We start from the raw sequence: 21044 nt of genomic DNA, 5'->3' as shown, positions 1-21044 counted from the left end.
GTATGAAATTTGTTGCATTGGTGGCTATTGTGCCAGAAGAGAGAGAAGAGGAAGCAATTGAGTTGGCAAAAAAAGCAGGAGCAGGGGCAGTTACAATTACCAGAGGGCGTAATCTTGGATTGAAAGAGAAGAAAATATTTTTTGGTCTTACACTTGAAGAGAATGTATCTTTACTTCTTTTTGTATTGCCAAGAAGAATTTCAATGCGTGTACTTAAAGCTTTGGTAGATGGAATGGATATGCAAAGCGATAAAAACAGCTCTTTGGCATTTACTGTTCCGGTTGGACACGTAGCAGGGCTAAACATAGAAGAGCTTCACAAGTTTGAAGATGAAGTTAGAAATTTACTTTAGAGGAGGTTTATAATGTTAGTAGAAGAGGTAATGACACCTAAGGATAAATTGATAATAGTTTCACCTATGGCTCCAGTACGTGAAGCTTTAATGCTTATGAAAAAAAACAAGGTGAAAGCGATTATTGTCGAAAAGACTTCTGAAAATGGTGCATATGGTCTTGTTACATTTAAAAATATACTCCAGTCCATTGTTGCTGAAGATGGCGATATTGATTTGTTAAATGTATATGATATTGCATCTACTCCATCTGTATCTGTCTCAAGAAAACTAGATATGAAATATGCTGCACGAATGATGGTAAGAAATAGCATTAAGAGACTTCTTGTTATAGATAATAATGAAATTTATGGAATACTTACAATGAGTGATATTATAGGAGTTCTTTTGAATGACATTGATTGATCAAGTGATCAGAATAATCAATACAGGTGGAACGTTTAATAAGCGTTATGATCCTCTTGAAGGTAAACTTTTTGTTCCAACAGATAATTTAGCAGTAGAGAGTGCAATTGCTTCAATGAGGCATGGATGTGAAATAAAGATAAGTGGTACTATCTACAAAGATAGTTTAGAGATGGACAGTGCTGATCGAGATCTGCTTTGTGAAATAGTTACAAAAGTTGCAGAAAAGTCTATAGTTATAGTTCATGGTACTGATACAATGGATAAAAGTGCTAAAGCATTAGATGAATGGCTTGGAAAGTCAAATGATAAAAGAGTAGTATTTACCGGTGCGATGGTACCATTCTCTATTGATCCTATTGAAGCTACAGCAAATTTGGTTATGTCTATTTCATCTGTGCAGTTTTTAGAACCTGGGGTTTATATTGCTATGCACGGTAGAGTTTTACCATATGATAAAATAAAGAAAAATCGAGAAATAGGAATTTTTGAGCCAGTTTAATGGTTGAGTAAAAGAAAAACCAAATAATTTATGGGACTGAAGTCCCATCCCCGAATAAGGGGTCGAGACTTTCTCACAGAGAGTGCAAGCACAAGAGTCTCGCTATTAATTGGGATATTTTTTAAAATGAGGGTGAAAATGGTAAAACACTTTAAAGCGATAGAAAGATTTGTCAAAGATGAGTCATTCAGTGGTATTCTACTCTTTTTAGCAACAGTAGCTGCGTTAATAGTTGCTAACTCTAGTTTTGGAGAGAGTTATTTTAAATTATGGAATACTCCTTTAGGTGTGACGGTAGGCAGTCATACTATCTCTATGGATCTAATGCACTGGATCAATGATGGTTTAATGGCTCTCTTCTTTTTAATGGTTGGATTAGAGATAAAAAGAGAGCTTTTGATAGGGGAGTTGTCATCTATTAAAAAGGCAAGTTTTCCTATTGTTGCCGCTATTGGAGGTATGATAATACCTGCATTAATTTATATTGCTTTTAACTCTGATAATCCAAAAGGCTTTGGTATTCCAATGGCAACAGATATAGCTTTTGCATTGGGAATATTGATGCTTTTAGGTAAAAAAGTAAACCCTTCATTAAAACTTTTTTTAGTAGCTCTTGCAGTAGTTGATGATCTTGGTGCTGTAGTTGTTGTAGCAACTGTATATACAAATGAGATACATACAGAGTATTTTTTATATGTGGCTGTGACATATCTTTTGATATGGCTATTGAATATTAGACGAGTAACTATGCTTTTACCATATCTACTGCTTGGTATAGCTTTGTGGATATTTATACACTCTGCTGGAGTACATGCAACAATTGCCGGTGTTCTTTTAGCTTTTGCCATACCAATAAGCTCAAAGGTAGATGAAAAAGAGTTTATAAAAAATACCAGAGAGTCTGTTAATATTTTTGAAAAACATATAGATACCATACCAATACTCAATCATCACCAAATAGATGCTCTTGAAGATATTGCTTACAACTATGACAAAGTACAAAATCCATTGGTAAAGTTAGAGCATCAACTACATGGGCTTTCTGCATTTATTATTATGCCTCTATTTGCCTTTTCAAATGCAGGTGTTATGCTCAATTTTTCTGCAATATCAGAAAATTTGTTAATAGTTTTAGGCGTTCTATTTGGACTTGTGATCGGAAAACCAATAGGAATAGTTGGTTTTACATATTTAGCCAATAAATTGAAAATTGCTCAAAAGCCTGATGATTTGAAGTGGAGTGAGATTGTTGCAGTAGGCTTTTTAGGTGGTATTGGTTTTACAATGTCTATATTTATAACACAACTTGCATTTTTAGATCAAAATATTATTGATGCTGTTAAGCTTGGAATTTTCTTTGCCTCTTTTATAGCTGGATTAATTGGTGTTCTATTGATCCTAAGATCATATAAAACTAACTAAAAAATTAGGATTTTTAGTGTGAAATGCCTTGTATTTTCTACTCATCGTCAGGTTCGTGACTTTATATCTGAACATGACAATACAATTTTACCTAAACTATATACAATAGATGAGTTTTTAAAGCGTTGTGTTGTTGTACCTGAAAAAGTTTTTGTTGATAAGTCAGAACGTGTTTTATTCCTCTATAAAGCTGCAAAAAGTGTTGATATTGGTAAACTGGGTTTCGATAAAAACTTTTTATCATTTATTCAAAACAGCTCTTTTATTTTTCGTTTTTATGAAGAGATCTTTGCAGAACAGGTTGATATTGACACTATTAGAAGTGCCGATACATACGCCAACTTTGAAGATCACCTTGTTTTACTTAAAGAGCTTTTTAACAGATATAAAGAACTTCTTGAAGAAGAGGGCTTAGTTGATAAAATCACTATAGAAAATTTTAGAATAGCTGAAACTTTTTTAGAGCAGTTTGAAGAGATTGAACTCTTTGTAGAAGGCTATTTGAGCCGTTTTGAGATAGGAGTATTACAAAGATTAAAAGTACCTCTAAAAATCCATTTTGCTTATACTCCATTTAATAAAAAACTTATAGATAGATTGGGTATAGATGAGTCTTTGCCAATCGATTACAGTTTTGAGTTTGACTGGCAGAGAAAAAAGATCATAAATAAAATACTTCTACCAAAAGTAAAACGAGATGCTATTGAGGTATCTGCTTTTGAAGAGAGAATCAATCAGGTTGCGTTTGTATTAAAAAAGGTTGAACAGTTTATAGAGGATGGAGCCAACCCTGACAATGTTGCTGTAATTGTGCCTGATGAGAGTTTTTCAGAGTATCTTAAACTATTTGATAGTGTAAAAAACTTTAACTATGCTATGGGAACTCCATTTGTTCAAAGCAGTTACTACAGAAGATTGGCTGATCTGTATGATGCATTGACTGATGCAAAAGAGAGTGCAAAGGCAAAAATAGTAGGAAGCGATATTGCCAATAGTTTTGAACAGGTAGATGGATTTGAAAGTTTTATAGAGTTTTTGCAAAATCTGCCGTCAACTGTAAAAGAGTTAGAGATTATAGATGAAGAGTTGTTTATGTTTAAACGGTTTGCACCTCTTTTAGAGGATGTAAAACCTCTTCATCTGCTTCACAGCTGGTTGCAACGTTTAGAGGATAAACAGATAGACGATGTAGGTGGTGGACGCATTACAGTTATGGGAGTTCTTGAGAGCAGAGGAAAAGAGTTTGATGGTGTTGTAATTGTAGATTTTAATGAAGATATTGTTCCAAAAGTTGATGAAAAAGATCTATTTTTAAATTCAACTATCAGAAAACATGCAGGAATGCCTACAAGAAAAGATAAAGAGAATTTACAAAAAAACTACTACTATCGACTGCTTCAAAATAGTAAAAGAGTAGCTATAAGTTATGTAAAAAGTGAAGAGAGTCTACCAAGTCGTTTTCTTTTTGAGCTAGGTTTAAAAGAGTCTAAGGTGCAAGATGAACTCTATCGTGCCATAATTGCACCATCAACAGAGATTCCTAAGCTTGAAGATGTGCCAATAGTTGCTAAAAATCTCTTTTTAGAAGAGCCAAAATTGACTCCTTCAAGGCTTAAAGACTATCTTGTATGTTTGCGTCGTTTCTATTATAAGTATCAATTAAAGATAGAGAATGAGGTTGAATCAGGTGATGTAAATATTGGAACGCTGATCCATTCAGCACTAGAAGAGGCTGTAAACCAAAAAAATATGTTTAGCTCTCATAAAGATTACCACGCTTTTGTGATGGACACTCTCTATAAGTCTACAACTTCTCCTTTGCAGAGATTTGAAATATCTTTAGAGTGGGAGCCAAAACTTCAAAAATTTTGTGAAATAGATTTTGAGTCACTAAAAGGTTTTAAACAGGAGTGCATAGAGAAGTGGTGCAGTAGTGAATATTTTGGGTTTGAACTTAGCAGTAAAATAGATAGAGTTGATCTGGGTGAAACTGTTGTTCGTTTGATTGATTATAAAACTACAAAAAATATAGACAATACAGTGAAAGATGAGAACGATTTTCAGCTCCTCTTTTACCGACTTTGGGCTGAAGCCAACTTTCCAAATAGACGTATTGAGACAATATATTGGGATATTTACGGCTCTAAAGAGGTAAAAGTTGATACAACTCCAAAAAAAGAGCAGTTAGCAGAGATTGTAAATGAACTTAAACAGAGAAAAGAGATCGATTTCACAAAGACAGACGATATAAAAGCGTGCAAGTATTGTGACTATAAAGTAGCTTGCGGAAGAGATGTATAATGCAACGACTTTATGCTTTAAGTGCCAGTGCAGGTAGTGGTAAGACTTTTGCTCTTGTGGCTCGTTATTTGTCGCTTCTCTTTTTGGAAGCAAAACCTTCTGAGATTTTAGCAATCACCTTTACCAACAAAGCAGCTGGTGAGATGCGTGAAAGAGTACAGAGCTTTTTGCAAGATATGCCTGAAGCAATGGTGCAGGAAGTTGCTAATATGAGTGGACTGAGTCTTCAAGAGATTGAAAAAAAACGTCCAACTATTTTTCATCGCTTTTTAAAAAGTGATCTGAAAGTTATGACTATTGACAAATTCATTCATCAAGTTTTAAGAAAGTTTTGTTGGTATGTTGGATTGCAAAGTGATTTTACTGTTGAAGCCCAGTCACAAGATACCTTTTTTGAGCGTTTTTTAGAGGAGTTAGAGGAGAAAGAGTATTTCAGTCTGATCAACTTTGCCCGTTTTGAAGCACAGAAGCGTCAAAATATTGCTACTTTTTTTGAACTGCTTTATGAAAAAGATAAAGAGATTCCTTCAATGTCGTTTAGCGTTGAGCCTTACAGTGAAGAAGAGGCTATGAAGTGGGCATTCAAGCTAAAAGAGTTTGTTTTAAATGGTAATTTCAGCTCAACTGCTAAACGTATGATGGATTATGAGTGTTTAAGCGAAGTTATTGAAAAGAGTTGGTTTGGTAGAGAGACTCTTAATTATCGTACCTTTTCTAAGGGATTTATTGATGAGATGGATGTATGGCTTCATAATCTTTATCGTGAAACAGCACACTATTATAATAGAAAAGAGGAGTTTTTTTTAGATCGTATATTTAAGCTATATAAAGCTTATCGAAACAGTAAGCAAAATCATCTAAAAATAAGTGGCAAACTCCATTTTAAAGATATAGAGCATCTGGTTTTTGAACTGTTGCGTCAAAAAGATTTTACAAATTTTCTATATTTTCGACTAGATAGTCAAATAGGACACATTCTTTTTGATGAGTTTCAAGATACATCGGTTACACAATATAGAATTTTTGAGCCTATTATAGAAGAGATTGCCACTAGTGAAAGTGAAAGAACCTTCTTTTATGTTGGTGATACAAAGCAGTCGATATATCGATTTAGAGGAGGACAAAAAGAGTTATTTACATATGTTGCAGACTCTTTTAATATTCCAATAGGTTTTCTTGCTACCAACTATCGCTCTAAAAGAGAGATAGTTGAATTTGTAAATAAAACCTTTCCTTATGTAAAACCTCCTCAAAAGGCTTTTAAACCAGGTGGTTTTGTAGAGGTTGTAGAAGATGATGAAACTCTTGAGTCTATGGGAAAATCGTTAAAACAACTTTTTGAAGCTGGTGTTCCTGATGAGCAGATCGCTATATTGGTTAATGATAATAGAGAGATTTTACAAGTAGGTGACTATATATTAGAGAATTTTGGTAAAAATATTGCTACACATAAACGAGCTAAAGTTTCAGAACAGCCAAGTGCAAAGGCGTTAATTGAGTTAATGAAGCTTATTTATGCCAACTCTTCAGGGAAACAAGGTAATTTACATAGATTAAATTTTCTTTCACTGATTGGCAAACCTTATGATGAAACTTTTAAGCCAGATATTGCTTTGCGCAGACCTGCATTAATGATAAAAGAGGCTATGCAGAAGTACAAATTTTTTGATGAAGCAAGCTTCAAGCTTTTGGAATTTGCCATACCTCTGCATGATTTGACAGAGTTTGTTTATGAAATTGATAATTATGAAGAGGAACTTCCCGCTAAAGATGTTGCAGGTATAAATGTTTTGACAATTCATAAATCTAAAGGATTAGAGTTTGAACATGTAATTGTGCTAGATCGCTTAGGACGAGGACAGTCTGATACATCACCAGTAATTTTTGATTATGAAGGAATAGCGCTAAAATCTATACGAATGAAGTTTAAAAAGCGTGAAGCAATTGATGAAAAGTTCAAAGCTGTAATAGATAAAGAGAAGAGATTGGCATTAGAAGATAAGATGAATAAGATTTATGTTGCTTTTACTCGTGCTAAAAGCTCTCTTACTGTCATTAAAAAATCAAAAAGCTCTATATTTGACTTTCTAAATCTGTCACCTCAAACCATAGGCAGACTAGAAGTAGAAAAAAGCAAAAAAACATCCAACATCCAACATTCAACATTTAATATTCAAATAAAAGATTATGGTCGTCAAAAAGTTTCATCATCTATTGAAACTTACAAGGCAAATGATTTTGAAGCTATATTTTTGGGGCTGGGGGTTCACTATCTTTTTGAAACAGATGATGAAGATGCTTTTTTAAATCGTTATGGTGGAATGTGCGATAAAGACAAAGCACTCTCGTTAGTTCAAGCAGGTAAAGCAAATATAGAGTATATGATGATAACAGAAGGCAAAAAGGTTTATGAAATGCCTTATGTTTATGAAGGTATTCCTGGAGTAATTGATCTTTTTGTAGAGAATGGTGAACAGGGTGTAATAATTGATTATAAAACTTCAACACCGTCAGATAAACAAAACTATATTCTTCAGATAAAGCGATATAAAGAAGCATTACATCGTTTAAAGCCTGAACTTAAAGAGATTGAAGCATATTTATACTATCTTGATAAACTTGAATTAGTAAAAATATAACAGTAAGTGTGTAGTTTTTTCACACTGAATGAATTTTCATTCTATTGTTGATTTCTAGGTTTAAATACCTAAAGCTTGGTACTTTCTACAATTAAAATGGGTAAATATGAAATAACTGTTAATTAAAAGTTAAGAAAATGATAGGATAATATTATTTAAAAATCAGCAAAGGTGCTTATGATGAATTTGAAAAGTGTGAAAATAAGAGTTATATTATTAGTGGCTGTCGCTGCTATTGTTGTTGGCATTGCAATTAGTCTTGTTTCGCTTCCAAAGTTCAGCAGTGCATTAACAGATGCATATCTTAATCAGCTAAATGCAGTAAAAGAGAGTAAAAAAGATCATATTCAAAATTTTTTTGAAGATATAAAGTCTTTAATAATTTCCACTGCTCAGTCACAAGGTACAGTTGGTGCAATGGATGCTTTTGCTACTACTTTTCACAAAATTCATGAAGAGATAGATATTGATTTAGAAAAGGCAAAAAAAGAGTTAATTGAACATTATAAGAGTAACTATCTTAACAAAGTTAATTACGATATTCCAGGTGTTAAAAAACGTCGGCCAGTTGAAGAGTATTTGCCAAAAAGTCCAGATGGAATAATAGCTCAAAAGTTATATATTGTAGATAATCCTAAACCTGTTGGAGAGAAAAATGGCTTAATGTATTCTAATGATAAAACTACTTACTCATATGCTCATAAAATTTATCATAAATCATTCAATACAATGTTAGAAAAGTATGGACTCTATGATATCTTTTTGGTAGACAATGATGGATATGTTGTATATACAGATTTTAAAGAGAAAGATTATGCTACTAATTTATTAAATGGTCCATATAGTGAAACAGGATTGGCACGTGCATATAAAAAAGCTAAAAATTTATCTGCCGGAAAGATAGCATTTGATGATTTTGCTCCATATGAACCAAGTTACAATTTACCTGCTGCATTTATAGCAACTCCAATATTTTTTGAAGGTAAAAGAATAGGTGTACTTATTTTTCAGTTTCCTATTGATAGAATCAATAAAATAATGAGTTTTAATGGTCAGTATGAAAAAGCGGGACTTGGTAAAAGCGGTGAAGTTTATTTGATAGGTAGTGATAAAAAGTTTAAAAATGACAGCCGTTTTACAAAAGAGATGAATGATCCGGTGGTCAAAAAACTGGGTACAACAATTGGAGTATTTAAGGTTGATACAGAGTCAGTAAGAGCAGCATTAAGTGGTAAAAGTGGTGCTTGGATCATAAATGATTATAGGGGTGTTCCTGTTTTAAGTGCATATGCACCTATTGATGTTTATGGTAAAAGATGGGCAATAATTGCTGAAATAGATGAAGAAGAGGCTTTGGAAGTCAATAAAAATATTACTTTAATGATAATTGGTATATCAAGCATAGTAGTAATTGGATTTATATTATTAGCACTATTTTTAGTTAATACATTGATTATTTCAAAACTTGATAAATTACAAGAAGCTGCTCAAGATTTAGCAATGGGAGAAGGAGATCTTACAAGAAGAGTAATTGTTCCTGAAGGTGATGAGTTTTATGAAGTTGCAAAAAATATTAATATGTTTATTGAAAAAGTACAAAATACAATTGTAGAAGCAAAAATTACTAGTCATGAGAATACATCTATTGCAGAGGAGCTTTCAAGAACATCTCTTGCAATTGGTAAAAAAGCGGAAGAAGAAGCACATATAGTTGAAAATGTGACAGAGAAAGGTAAAGATTTAGAAAAGATTCTTGAAGATGCTATAGAGAGAGCTAAGATGACTAAAGATGAGATTGACTCTGCAGAAGAGGAGTTACGTAACGCTAGTAAAAAAATAGATGATTTAGCTGCTAAAGTTACTGAGCGTTCAGCAGCTGAAGATGAGCTTTCAAATAGATTGCAACAGTTAAGTCAGGATGCTCAAGATGTAAAAGGTGTATTAGATGTAATTTCAGATATAGCAGAGCAGACAAATCTTTTAGCATTAAATGCAGCTATAGAAGCAGCACGAGCTGGTGAACATGGACGCGGCTTTGCAGTTGTTGCAGATGAAGTGAGAAAATTAGCTGAACGTACACAAAAGTCACTTAGTGAAATTAATGCTACAATTAATGTTATAGTTCAATCTATTTCTGATACTTCTGAAGCTATAGCTCAAAATGCTAAAGAGATAGCTACACTCTCAAACAATGCAACAGAAGCACAAGAAGAGATTGCAAATAGTGTTAACAAAATGGATAACTCCATAATTAATGTAGATGAAATGGTGCAAGGTTATATTGAAAATACGAAATCTATAGAAGATATGATAAAAGATATAGAAAATATTAATGAAATATCATCTTCTAATGCTAGAACAGTTGAAGAGATAGCATCAGCTTCAGAACATTTGGCATCAATGACTGCAAAACTAAACCATCTTCTTGAACAGTATAAAACGTGAGAGAAAAAGTACTTCTTATAGGGCTCTCAACAGGAGGGCCTGCTCATATAAATCATCTTTTTTCTAGAATTAAAAAGTTAAATGCTCATATTATAATTGCTCAACATATGAAAGCAGAAGTGATTGATTTTTTTGTAAATGATTTACAAAGTAGCTTTGAGTTTGAATTTATTTCTACTCCTGCAGTGTTGTCTACGTCAAAAAAGAGAGTTGTTATATGTGGCAAAAGTGCAGTTATATCAAATGTATCTACTTTTCAAATTGATCTGGAAAATAGTAAAAATATAGGTAGATATACTCCTGATATAGATCAGCTTTTTTTATCGGCAGTTCCATTATGTAAAAATTTTGATGTATATGCTTCTTTGATGACAGGAATAGGTGATGATGGAGCAAGAGGATTATTTGAATTAAAGAAAAATGGAGCAGTTACCATAGCAGAATCTGAAGAGAGTGCACCTGTCTTTGGTATGCCAAGGTGTGCTATAGAAAACAGTGCTGTTACACATATATTCAGCTTGGATGAGATGATATCTTTTTTTGCATATGAAGGATTGATAGATGTTTGATTTTTTATTTACAAAGAAAAGCAATGATGTAATAGAAGAGAAGCGTAAAATAAAAGATATTAATGATTTTACTCCAATATTTAACCATTTATATACAGAACTTGGAATTAATGACTTATATAAAAGACCTATTTTATATGAAAGATTAGGATCAATAGCAAGAAGATATGAGGTTGAATCAGCTGAAGAGTTTATTGAAATGTTTAAAAATAGTTACAGCTTTTATGAAGAGGTAATAGATGCTGTTACAGTAAATGAGACCTACTTTTTTAGAGAAATTGATAGTTTAGAATGGCTTGTAGAATGGATTTCCAATGAGAATAGAGATGTAAAAATATTGTCTATACCATCATCTAATGGAGCTGAAATATACTCTATTTTAATAATGTTAGATATTCTGAATAGTCAGCTTTTGCATAAAGTAAAATGTGTAGGAATTGATGTAAATAATGAGTCAATAAAAAAGGCAAAAAAAGGGATTTACAGTGAGAGAGAGTTGCATAAACTAGATGAACGACTAAAAGAGAAGTATTTTGAAAAAATAGAAAATGGCTATGAGATAAAATCTTTTTTAAGAAGCAATACTGAATTTATTGATGATAATATTTTTGCTTTGTCTTCTGATAAATATGGAAGTTTTGATATTGTATTATCTCGTAATCTTTTTATATATTTTGATGATTTGCACAGAAAAAAAGCTACTGAAACTCTTTTAAAAATGTTAAAACCAGGCGGATATTTAGTAATGGGTGTAACAGACAGATTATATGAGATAAGCAATTTAAAAAAGGTATCAAGTTTTATATATCAAAAACAGAAGGGAGTTGATAGTGGTAAATTGTAATAAGTTGAAAGAGCTTTTAGAGTTTGAAATTATTCCAGATATTGAAGATGAAATAGATGAGCTTTTTGAGCAGATAGCAAAAGAGAAAAAAGCTGATAAAGATAAAAAAGATGAATATACTGAACTGCAAGAGTTGCATAATGAATCGATTAAGTTATTAAAAGATATAGAAAATGAAAATATAGATGAAAATGAGTGTAAAGAATTATATTTGGAGTTAGTTGAGATGCTAAAATCAACATAAGATTAGTAACTATTAAGAAAAAATTGTGTAAAGTAACTGCATTTGTAAGATTAAGGAAAACTGATGAAAAGATTTTATTTTTTTTCATTATTGATTATTACTTCTTTATATGCACAAGTTGATGAGAAAGAGATAGATGAACTATTTTTACAAACACTAAATGAAGCAAGTGAGATTGCTTTACACGATAAGTTGAATATTGAAAAAATCCCATCTACTGTTACTGTAATTAGACGAGATATTATTGAAGCAAGCGGTGCAAAAACTCTTTTAGATATTTTAAAACTTGTTCCAGGTATAGAGATATCTATGAGTAGTAGTGGAAAAAGACAGATAGTCATACGAGGTATGAGAGGACAATACCGTGATAAGCTAAAGTTATTAATAAATGGTGTGGATGTAACCAATAATCTTTATAGCAACCAGTTTTATTATTATACTTTTCCTGCATCATTGATCAAAAGAGTTGAAGTAACAAAGACACCAGATGCCATTCTATATGGAAGTAATGCATTTATGGGTGCAATACATATAATAACTCTTGACGAAGAGAGTAAAAGCAGATTTAATGTAACTACTACTTCTCAAAATGGAAAGATGGCATCAATATTTCAGACATTAAATATTAATGAAGGGTATTTAAATTTAGATGCTCATATAAGTGATTTTGATCCAGATATAGTTGCTAGTCCTACAATGCGTCATAATGAAGCAAATAATAGTTTAGAAACATTTAGAGAATCACTTCCAGCATATGCAAAAGAGAAGACATCAGGTATTGGTATAAGTTATAAAAAAGATGAGTTTCATGTCAGTTACCGTTTAGAACAGTATACGAAAGGAAGCTTTTTCGGAATTTCTAATATTGTACCTTTGGAAAAAGATCAAGATGTAACAATGACTCATAACTCTTTATTGGTTGAGTATGATAAATATATAAGTACAGATTTGAAATGGCATATAGAGTGGAATGCAAAAGATTATATTTGGGATGGTGCTTACAGGGTAATGCCATATGATTTACAATCAACTGATGATCCAGATAAAGATGTAATTATGGGTGCTTACATCAATGAAGTTGAAACTGGGTTAATGAGTTATTTAAGATATACTGATTTACATCATAATGTGATTGCACAAGTTGAAGCTCACTATTCAAAACCTGTTGATATGTACTATATTCAATATATTCCATCTAATCCACCAGTTGATTATGATCTTAATTTAGGTCCAGATGGAGAGCATTTAACTGGTGAACAAAATATTTTAAAAGAGGGGATTGATCGAAAAAACTTTGCTATAGCAGTAGAAGATTTATATAGCTTTAATGATAGGTTTGCACTAATTGGTGGTTTAAGACTTGATCATTACAGTAATTTTGATGCTCATATATCATATAAATTTGGTGCAGTTAATAATATTAATGAAAATAATACGGTTAAATTTTTATTTAATCATACTTTCCGGGTTCCATCTTGGGTTGAATTATATGCAAAAGCAGAAGCAGAATTTCATGGCAATGAAAATTTAGAACCTGAAACAATGGATATGATAGAGATTAACTGGCTGCATAGTTTCACTATGAAAGATTTGGTAAAATTAAATATATTTTATGGTAAAAACAGTGATCCAATAGTACGTGTATATACAGATGGTTTTGGAGTTTATGATAATGGTGAAGCTGTGATATTAAAAGGGTTTGAGTTAAGTTATCGTCGGAAGTTTGGCGAAAAAAATGAGTTGGTTGCAAGTTTTAGTCACCATAATGATATAAGTACATCTTTTTATGTTATAGATAATGATAATAGAAAAGATCTATTTAAACTTTATGTAGATTATGAATTAATACCAGCGCTACACAGTTTTACACAAATTGATTATGGTAGCAGTATAGATATGCCAAATGATGTTCCGAATATAGATTCTTTTGTCAATATAAGTGAAACAATTACTTACGCATACAGCAAAAATATAACAATTCAAGCAGGTGTGACAAATTTATTAGATGAAAATATTGAGTATTTTGCACCCCCTACAGAGGTTATTGGAGGTGCATATAGATTTGTTCCTGAAGGTGCAAGAATTCCTTCAAATGGAAGAGAGTGGTTTATATCTTTAGAGGCAAAATGGTAATGCAACGATTAATATTAATATTTTTAATCCCAATGATTCTATTTGCTCATATTGATGCTGAACTTGTGCGCATAGAGGGTAGGCTTTTCAGTAAAATGATTTTTTTAGATTATGACTATAAAAAGAAGCTTTTAAATGGAGAAGTTGTTGTTTATATTTTGTATGACTCTTCTGAACATAAAGTTATAGCTCAAGAATTTGTTGAATATTTAAATAATAAAAAAATTTTGGGTACAAAAATTAGAGCAAAAGAGTTTAATATTAATAATTTGAAAGAAGAGCTTCCTACTGCATACATTACAATTTTAGAGCCTGAAAATATGAAAAAAATTGTTAATAAGCTGATATCACAAAGAAGATTAATATTTACCAGTGATAAGAGTTTAATAAGCTATGCTATGGCATCAATATATTTAGGCAGCAGGATAGTTCCTATTATAAATCCTAGGCTAATAAGGCTTAGTAATATAGAGTTACGTCCTATTATATTTAAAGTTGCCAAGGTTTATGATGATGAAGATTAATCGTAATTCACTACATTTTAAAATTATACTCGTCATTGTTTCTGTATTAATAGTTTTTATTCTCTTTTTTATAGAAGATTTACGATTAACAAAAGAGGCTATGGAGCGTATGGAGCAGGCAAAAGTTGAGTCTGCCATTCAAAGCAATATACCGAGTATTGCTGATGCAATCTATTTTGGTTTTGAAAAACCGATTGAAGATATTGGGAATATGCTTTTAGCTGAAAACAGTAATATTTTAGCAATATTAATAAAAACAAGTAGTGGTAAAAAATATTTATTTAAAAAGGGAAAAAATCCTTTTAAGGAAAAAATGGATAATGCAAACTATAAAACTTTTTATATAGAAAAGGATAATAAAAAATTAGGTGAAGTAGAAATAGTTTATAAGTTAATTTTGTCAAGACAGCATTTTAATGAGTATAGAAAATCTGCTTTTATGTTTGCAATACTTATTATCTTGTCTATAATAATAGCAATGAGATATTTATATAAAAGAATCAAGTCACTTAATATATTGGCTGAAAAATTAAGAAATTTTGATCTTCATAATATAAAAATGATAGAGTCACCAGATAACTATTATGAAGTTAAGCATATTACGCATGCAGTTAATAAACTACTAGAGCGAATAAATGATTATGCTAGGAACTTAAAAACAGTAAATAAAACATTATTAAGAAATAAAAAGCGTCTTATGGATGCACAGCGAATTGCTCAAATGGCAAGCTGGACATATTGGCCTCATACAAAGCAGGTTGAAGTAAGTCGTGAATTCTACAGAATTTTAGAAATTGATGCTAGAATAAAAAATTTAAGTATTAAAACTATACTAAACTCTATACACTCAGATGATAGAAACTTTTTTATTAATACCCTTAAAGCTTCAATAGACAAAGGTTCCCGCTTTGACTTTATTCATAAAGTTGTTACAAGTAGAGGAAAAATAAAATATTTACATACTGAAGGCCGTGTAAGAAAATTTAAAGATGCTCCTACTGAAGTAATGGGAGTAAGTATGGATGTAACTGAAGAGATAGAAGCAAAACTAAAAGCTGAACATATGGCATTTCATGATCCATTGACAAATTTATTAAATCGTAGAGCATTTTTAGAGAAGATAGATTTTTTAACAAAATTAGCAAAACGTCATAAACAGATGCTGGCAGTACTTTTTTTAGATCTGGATAACTTTAAATTTGTCAATGACTCTTATGGACACTCTGTAGGTGATGAACTGCTTATAAAAGTTGCAAATATTTTAAAAGAGTCAATTCGAGAGACTGACTTAATAGCAAGAATAGGTGGAGATGAGTTTGTTATTGTTTTAACTGATGTTAAAGATGCAGATAGTGCAGAACAAATTGGTAAAAATATTTTAAATTTAATTACACGTAATTTTGTCATTAAACATCATAGCTGTACAGTTACAGCAAGTCTAGGAATAGCTTTATATCCTAATGATGCTACAGAGCCAGAAACTTTGTTGCAATATGCAGATGCTGCAATGTATGAAGCAAAAAAATTGGGTAAAAATCGCTATCAATTCTTCAATTCATCAATTAGATTACGACTAAATGAACACCTTCAAATAATTGAAGAGATCAAAGAAGCATTAAAAACTGAGGATCAGATAAGGTTATATTTTCAACCTCAAATTGATCTTTCAACAGGAAAAGTTCGTGGAGCAGAAGTTTTAACACGTTGGATGCATCCTAAAAAAGGTTTGATTTTTCCAAATAGTTATATTCCTGTTATAGAGTCGAGTTCATTAATGGCTGAGTATGACAGATATGTTTTAAAAATGTCATTTAAACAGTTATATAAATGGAGTAAAGAGAAAAGAGTTAAATGGACACTTGGCATAAATTTATCAGCTCAACAATTTAATGACAAAAGTTTGGTTGATAACTTAAAAGAGTTGTTAAAGCAGTATCCTATTGACCCATCATTAATAGAGTTAGAGATTACAGAGACATTGCAAATGGAAGATGTAGAGACATCTATAAGGATGCTTCATGAAATAAAAAATCTAGGATTTAAAGTTAGTATAGATGATTTTGGAACAGGATACTCCTCTTTAAGTTATCTAAAACGACTACCATTTGATGTTATTAAAATAGATCGTGAATTTATTAAAGATATACATCAAGATTCTGAAGATATTATTATAGTTAAACTTATGATTCAAATTGCAAAAACACTTGAAAAAGAGGTTGTAGCTGAAGGTCCTGATATGGAAGAACATATTAAAATACTAGAAGCACTCTCTTGCGACTATGCACAAGGGTACTATTACTCTAAGGCAATTGAAGCAAAAGAGTTTGAAGCTTATGCAGAAAGCAAGAAGTAAAGGGGGTATTATGGAAATTAAATCTTGTGACACACTTGAAGAGTTACGTAAAGAGATCGATAAGGTTGATGAGAAAATTGTTGAGCTTATTGCAGTTAGGAATGATTATATAAAACAAGCTGCAAAGTTTAAGCATACTGTAGATGAGATTAAAGCTGATGAGCGAATTGAAGATGTACTTAATCATGTTCGTCATAAAGCTTTGAGTCTTGGAGTATCTCCAAATATGGTAGCTGACTTATATAAAGAGATGATAGATGCTATGGTAGAAACTGAAATTGCAGAGTTTCGCAATAAAGGTTCATTCTAAATCAACTCTTTAAAAGGCGTAACAATACACCTAACTTGTCATTTTGAAAATAGTTCTCAAAGGTGTATAATTTCACCCAATTTTTTAAAAAGGCAATAATATGGGCATAAAAGAGGAGTTAATAGAGAGAAGTGGTGGTAAATGTGAACTTTGCAGTAGTACTGATGAGTTAGATGTATTTGAAGTAACGCCATCTGATGGAAGTGCTGATAAGTCTATATTTATTTGTAAAAAGTGTAGAGAACAGATAAGTAATCCTGAATCAATAGATCCAAATCATTGGCACTGTTTAAATGAAAGTATGTGGAGTACAGTTCCAGCTGTTCAAGTAATGGCATATCGTATTTTGAAGCAAATATCATCTGAAGGCTGGCCACAAGATTTACTTGATATGTTATATCTTGAGCCTGAAGTACAAACTTGGGCTGATGCTGAGATTAATGAAATTGATGGTCAAGAGCCAACACGTGACAGTAATGGAACAGTATTACAAGAGGGTGATAGTGTAACAATAATAAAAGACCTTGATGTTAAAGGAGCAGGATTTACTGCAAAGCGTGGTACAGTTGTTAAAAATATACATTTGACTTCTAATCCTGAGCAAATAGAAGGTCGTGTAAATGGTGTCAAAATAGTTCTTCTAAGTAAATTTTTGAAAAAAGCCTAATATATGTTGCAGTTATAATACTGCAACATATTCTACATATATCTACAAAATAAAGTTTTTTTTTATATATTTAAGATACAAATAAGTATAGTAAGATACAATAATTTTATGTCTAATCAAAGTCTTATTACTATACGAAGATTGGTACTAAATATAATTGGAATTTTTCTAGCAGTAAGTCTCGCTTTTCAATTTTTAGTAGGATACTACTTAAAAAAAGAGGCTTTGAATTCTCTTGCAATGGAAGATGCCCGTCATACTAGTGAACTGGTATTTGAAACTATGTATACAAAAATGCAAGAGGGGTGGAGTAAAGAGGATATAGAAAAAATTTTAATGAGACTTAACGGCTTAAGAGATGGTATGAAAATAAGCCTGTTTAGAAGTAAGATTGTAGAAGATAAGTATGGGATAATAGAGAAAGATCATAAAAAAGTAATGGAAGATCCTTTGATTAAGGAATCAATGAAGGGTAAAGAGATTATTAAAATTGGATCAAATAATATGATTCGTTATCTTTATCCAATTAGAGTAAAAAAACAATGTTTAACTTGCCATGAAAATGCTAGAATTGGAGATATTAATGGTGTTATAGATATCACTCTTCCTGCTAATAAAATAGTAGTCTCTTTAGATAAAGTAATATTATATTTTATTATATCAACTGCAATATTCTTTTTACTCTTTTTTATATTCTTTTATGCGGCTTTTGAAAATAGGCTTGTTAAGCCGTTAGTTGAATTAAGTAAAAAGATATCTAAAGTAAGAGATAAAATGGATTTAGATGAAAAGATCCATATTTCATCTAACTGTAAAGAGCTTAAAACCCTTGAACACTCATTTAATGCATTAATAGATAAGATTAAATTCTATTATGAAAAGCTTTTAGACTCTTTTTCTATTGATTCATTAACAGGACTTCATAATTTAAGTCGTTTAAAAAAAGATTTGGAAAATACACCTCCTGCGTCAATGTTACTAATAAATGTAGACAGGTTTAAAGAACTAAATGACTATTATGGGTTTGAAATAGGAGATATTGTACTAAAATCAATAGCAAATACATTGAAAAAAATTATGTCTGATGAAATGCACCTTTATAGAATTGGTGGTAGTGAATTTGCTTTGGTTAAGTTTTCTGAGTTTACAATAGAAGAGATAACAAAAATTTTAGATAAATTGCATAATATGCATTTAGATGTAGATGCAATGGAGGAGTTAAGAGTAAAATTTACTGCAGGAGTTGTTCAAAATAGAAAAAACAGACTTATTGAAAAAGCTTCTATAGCATTAAATGCAGCAAAAAAATGGGAAAAACCTTTTGAGTTTTATAACAATGCAAAAGAACTTGAAGTAGATTATAAACGTCATATAAAGTGGATGAAAGAGGTTGAATTGGCTATAGAAGATGATAGACTAATAGTACATTTTCAACCTATTGTAAAAGCAGATACTAAAAAAACTACAAAATATGAGGCATTGATCCGGTTGATAGACAAAGATGGTAAGATACATATGCCTGGAGAGTTTTTAGATGTTGTTCAAAACAGTAGATTATATTCTAAAATTACTAATATAGTTATACAAAAGAGTTTTAAAACTTTTGAGTCTGCTAAATGCTCTTTTTCTATAAACTTAAGTATGAATGATATAAAAGATCCTGTTTGTCAAAACAGTATTTATGAAGCACTTAGTAACTATCCAAATCCTGAACGTGTAGTTTTTGAAATTTTAGAGACAGAAGAGCTTTGTGATTTTGAAACTGTAAATGATTTTATAAGTAAAATACACAGCTATGGTGCAAAAATAGCTATTGATGATTTTGGAAGTGGTTACTCAAATTTTCACTATTTGCTTAAAATGAAAGTTGACTTTTATAAGATAGATGGTTCTCTTATTCGTTATATTACTGAAGATTCTGATTCAAAACTATTGGTTGAGAGTATTGTTCATTTTGCAAAAAAACTTGGAGTTGAAACAGTAGCAGAATATGTAGAAAATGAAGATATTGCAAATGAGTGTAAAAAAGTAGGAATTGAGTATCTTCAAGGTTATTATTTTGGTAAGCCAGAAGAGATAGAAAAAATTTGTAGAGAATGTTTTGAAAAACATTCTGAGCAAGATAATGATCAATAAAAAAAATCTCATTAGTCGTCATTTTTTTCCTCCAACTCCATAAAGAGCCATATTATCGGGGTTTTCTCCACTAATTAGACCAATAAAAATTTCAAAGATATTCGCTAGTTCATCAACTTTTTCATAAAAGTAAAGCAAAATAGATTTCATATGCATTAATCCATACATAAAGAAGCTTTGTTCTTTATGTTCATGCTTTAAAATATCGATAGGTTTTTTCTTAGCTTTAAGAATGCCAATAAAATAACTCCATACAAAAGAGAGTGAGATTAAGCCAAAGAGCAAAGTAATCTTTTTACGGTCAGTCAAATGAGTCTCTTCAAGGTTAAAACCTCTTTTTTTTAATGCACTAAAAAGCACTTCAATTTCCCATCTTTGCTTATATATAGCGATGATACTCTTCTTTTCAACATTTGATACCACAATGATTAACTCACCTTTTTCATTTTTTGCACCAGCTATTCTTAACCCATCAATACCATACATTACATACTTTTTTTAAATGCAAAAAGCCTTTATTTGGTACTTTTGCAAAAAGAGTTGATACTTTTTTACCATTTACCAATGTATTGTTTCTTACTCTTATTACAAAGGGGATCTCTCTTCTTTGAAGCCAAGCAAACCACTCTTTTCCTATAAACTCTCTATCTGCTAAAAGCACTTCAATCTTTTCTACTCCAAAAAGATTGATAAATTCTTTTACTATTCTAATCCTATCCCTGTAACTACTATTACCTCGCTTCTTATCTAAAAGATACCATAATATCGGTACCGCTATACCTTTATACTTCACGGCTAATACCAAAATATTGATATGGGTTTTACCAAATTTCCAATTGGTCCTATCCATGATTAAAGTCCACTTCTCACTCTTTGGTAAAAAACTTGCTAACAGCCTTGCAAACACTCTCCTATCAAACTCAAACTTTTGAAAAAATCTTGTTACTCTTCTATAGTTCGCTTTATCTTCGAGCTTTGAGTTTAAATAACTGGCTAATCTTTTTAGATTTACACTCCTCTCTTGTATAATTGCCATTATCAAAGCTACTATGACATGAACCCGTGCTTTATGCCAACCTGTCAATTCTTTGATTTTAAGCTCTAATTTGATACGATCTCCCTCTATTTTGTTTACTTTTTTCATAACACTATTTTATCAAAACTCCATTCTCTGTGGAGTTTTGACGACTAGTGAGA

Annotated in this window: 18 protein-coding genes; 16 read left to right on the top strand and 2 right to left on the bottom strand. The window is 31.3% G+C overall.

What is annotated here, in order from left to right; genetic code table 11:
* Window positions 1-2 precede the first annotated feature (2 nt).
* From BM227_RS13015 to BM227_RS06235, 16 genes are all read left to right on the top strand, one after another.
* A complete protein-coding gene (locus tag BM227_RS13015) occupies window positions 3-353 on the top strand; it encodes a transcriptional regulator (protein ID WP_092912236.1) in 351 nt (116 codons plus the stop codon).
* 12 nt (window positions 354-365) lie between these two features.
* Window positions 366-758, top strand: coding sequence for a CBS domain-containing protein (locus BM227_RS06305; protein WP_092912234.1), 393 nt, complete (start codon window positions 366-368; stop codon window positions 756-758).
* The gene (locus tag BM227_RS06300) at window positions 745-1260 is read left to right on the top strand and encodes an asparaginase domain-containing protein (RefSeq protein WP_245757030.1); all 516 of its coding nucleotides are present in this window, start codon (window positions 745-747) and stop codon (window positions 1258-1260) included. Before BM227_RS06305 ends, BM227_RS06300 begins: the two co-directional genes overlap by 14 nt.
* Before the next feature lie 138 nt (window positions 1261-1398).
* A complete protein-coding gene (gene nhaA, locus BM227_RS06295; protein ID WP_092912233.1) occupies window positions 1399-2682 on the top strand; it encodes a Na+/H+ antiporter NhaA in 1284 nt (427 codons plus the stop codon).
* Between the two features lie 18 nt (window positions 2683-2700).
* Window positions 2701-4983, top strand: a complete 2283-nt coding sequence (locus BM227_RS06290; RefSeq protein WP_092912231.1) for a PD-(D/E)XK nuclease family protein — start codon at window positions 2701-2703, stop codon at window positions 4981-4983.
* Window positions 4983-7622 carry a RecB-like helicase gene (locus tag BM227_RS06285; protein ID WP_092912230.1) on the top strand — a complete coding sequence of 880 codons (2640 nt, stop codon included), beginning with the start codon at window positions 4983-4985 and terminating at the stop codon, window positions 7620-7622. Before BM227_RS06290 ends, BM227_RS06285 begins: the two co-directional genes overlap by 1 nt.
* Window positions 7623-7802: 180 nt before the next feature.
* On the top strand, window positions 7803-10067 hold the full coding sequence (locus BM227_RS06280) for a methyl-accepting chemotaxis protein (protein ID WP_177202007.1): 2265 nt from the start codon (window positions 7803-7805) through the stop codon (window positions 10065-10067).
* Window positions 10064-10636, top strand: a complete 573-nt coding sequence (locus BM227_RS06275; RefSeq protein WP_092912227.1) for a chemotaxis protein CheB — start codon at window positions 10064-10066, stop codon at window positions 10634-10636. The genes BM227_RS06280 and BM227_RS06275 overlap by 4 nt, the downstream gene beginning before the upstream one ends.
* Window positions 10629-11480, top strand: a complete 852-nt coding sequence (locus BM227_RS06270; RefSeq protein ID WP_092912225.1) for a CheR family methyltransferase — start codon at window positions 10629-10631, stop codon at window positions 11478-11480. The genes BM227_RS06275 and BM227_RS06270 overlap by 8 nt, the downstream gene beginning before the upstream one ends.
* Window positions 11467-11724, top strand: coding sequence for a hypothetical protein (locus BM227_RS06265; protein WP_092912224.1), 258 nt, complete (start codon window positions 11467-11469; stop codon window positions 11722-11724). The genes BM227_RS06270 and BM227_RS06265 overlap by 14 nt, the downstream gene beginning before the upstream one ends.
* A gap of 63 nt (window positions 11725-11787) precedes the next feature.
* A complete protein-coding gene (locus BM227_RS06260) occupies window positions 11788-13857 on the top strand; it encodes a TonB-dependent receptor plug domain-containing protein (protein ID WP_092912223.1) in 2070 nt (689 codons plus the stop codon).
* Window positions 13857-14381 carry a hypothetical protein gene (locus BM227_RS06255; RefSeq protein WP_143089704.1) on the top strand — a complete coding sequence of 175 codons (525 nt, stop codon included), beginning with the start codon at window positions 13857-13859 and terminating at the stop codon, window positions 14379-14381. Before BM227_RS06260 ends, BM227_RS06255 begins: the two co-directional genes overlap by 1 nt.
* On the top strand, window positions 14371-16734 hold the full coding sequence (locus tag BM227_RS06250; RefSeq protein ID WP_218147922.1) for a bifunctional diguanylate cyclase/phosphodiesterase: 2364 nt from the start codon (window positions 14371-14373) through the stop codon (window positions 16732-16734). The genes BM227_RS06255 and BM227_RS06250 overlap by 11 nt, the downstream gene beginning before the upstream one ends.
* Window positions 16735-16744: 10 nt before the next feature.
* A complete protein-coding gene (locus tag BM227_RS06245) occupies window positions 16745-17044 on the top strand; it encodes a chorismate mutase (RefSeq protein ID WP_177202005.1) in 300 nt (99 codons plus the stop codon).
* 100 nt (window positions 17045-17144) lie between these two features.
* The gene (locus BM227_RS06240) at window positions 17145-17711 is read left to right on the top strand and encodes a PhnA domain-containing protein (protein WP_092912218.1); all 567 of its coding nucleotides are present in this window, start codon (window positions 17145-17147) and stop codon (window positions 17709-17711) included.
* Between the two features lie 108 nt (window positions 17712-17819).
* Window positions 17820-19847 carry an EAL domain-containing protein gene (locus tag BM227_RS06235; RefSeq protein WP_092912216.1) on the top strand — a complete coding sequence of 676 codons (2028 nt, stop codon included), beginning with the start codon at window positions 17820-17822 and terminating at the stop codon, window positions 19845-19847.
* An 18-nt stretch (window positions 19848-19865) separates the two neighbouring features.
* On the opposite strand, the gene BM227_RS13325 is transcribed toward BM227_RS06235, so the two are convergent.
* Both BM227_RS13325 and BM227_RS13165 read right to left on the bottom strand, forming a co-directional pair.
* Window positions 19866-20333, bottom strand: coding sequence for a transposase (locus tag BM227_RS13325; RefSeq protein ID WP_092912215.1), 468 nt, complete (start codon window positions 20331-20333; stop codon window positions 19866-19868).
* Window positions 20320-20991 carry a transposase gene (locus tag BM227_RS13165; protein ID WP_092912213.1) on the bottom strand — a complete coding sequence of 224 codons (672 nt, stop codon included), beginning with the start codon at window positions 20989-20991 and terminating at the stop codon, window positions 20320-20322. The genes BM227_RS13325 and BM227_RS13165 overlap by 14 nt, the downstream gene beginning before the upstream one ends.
* Window positions 20992-21044 lie beyond the last annotated feature (53 nt).

Origin of the sequence: Hydrogenimonas thermophila (genome assembly GCF_900115615.1) — a bacterium.
In the GTDB taxonomy this organism is placed as follows: domain Bacteria; phylum Campylobacterota; class Campylobacteria; order Campylobacterales; family Hydrogenimonadaceae; genus Hydrogenimonas; species Hydrogenimonas thermophila.
This window is presented reverse-complemented; position numbering and strand designations above follow the sequence as displayed.

Bases quoted from the DNA above. Each gene is read 5' to 3' on its own strand.
- BM227_RS13015 (WP_092912236.1), top strand. From the start codon at position 3: ATGAAATTTGTTGCATTGGTGGCTATTGTGCCAGAAGAGAGAGAAGAG.
- BM227_RS06305 (WP_092912234.1), top strand. From the start codon at position 366: ATGTTAGTAGAAGAGGTAATGACACCTAAGGATAAATTGATAATAGTT.
- BM227_RS06300 (WP_245757030.1), top strand. From the start codon at position 745: ATGACATTGATTGATCAAGTGATCAGAATAATCAATACAGGTGGAACG.
- nhaA (WP_092912233.1), top strand. From the start codon at position 1,399: ATGGTAAAACACTTTAAAGCGATAGAAAGATTTGTCAAAGATGAGTCA.
- BM227_RS06285 (WP_092912230.1), top strand. From the start codon at position 4,983: ATGCAACGACTTTATGCTTTAAGTGCCAGTGCAGGTAGTGGTAAGACT.
- BM227_RS06280 (WP_177202007.1), top strand. From the start codon at position 7,803: ATGAATTTGAAAAGTGTGAAAATAAGAGTTATATTATTAGTGGCTGTC.
- BM227_RS06270 (WP_092912225.1), top strand. From the start codon at position 10,629: ATGTTTGATTTTTTATTTACAAAGAAAAGCAATGATGTAATAGAAGAG.
- BM227_RS06260 (WP_092912223.1), top strand. From the start codon at position 11,788: ATGAAAAGATTTTATTTTTTTTCATTATTGATTATTACTTCTTTATAT.
- BM227_RS06255 (WP_143089704.1), top strand. From the start codon at position 13,857: ATGCAACGATTAATATTAATATTTTTAATCCCAATGATTCTATTTGCT.
- BM227_RS06250 (WP_218147922.1), top strand. From the start codon at position 14,371: ATGAAGATTAATCGTAATTCACTACATTTTAAAATTATACTCGTCATT.
- BM227_RS06245 (WP_177202005.1), top strand. From the start codon at position 16,745: ATGGAAATTAAATCTTGTGACACACTTGAAGAGTTACGTAAAGAGATC.
- BM227_RS06240 (WP_092912218.1), top strand. From the start codon at position 17,145: ATGGGCATAAAAGAGGAGTTAATAGAGAGAAGTGGTGGTAAATGTGAA.
- BM227_RS06235 (WP_092912216.1), top strand. From the start codon at position 17,820: ATGTCTAATCAAAGTCTTATTACTATACGAAGATTGGTACTAAATATA.
- BM227_RS13325 (WP_092912215.1), bottom strand. From the start codon at position 20,333: ATGTATGGTATTGATGGGTTAAGAATAGCTGGTGCAAAAAATGAAAAA.
- BM227_RS13165 (WP_092912213.1), bottom strand. From the start codon at position 20,991: ATGAAAAAAGTAAACAAAATAGAGGGAGATCGTATCAAATTAGAGCTT.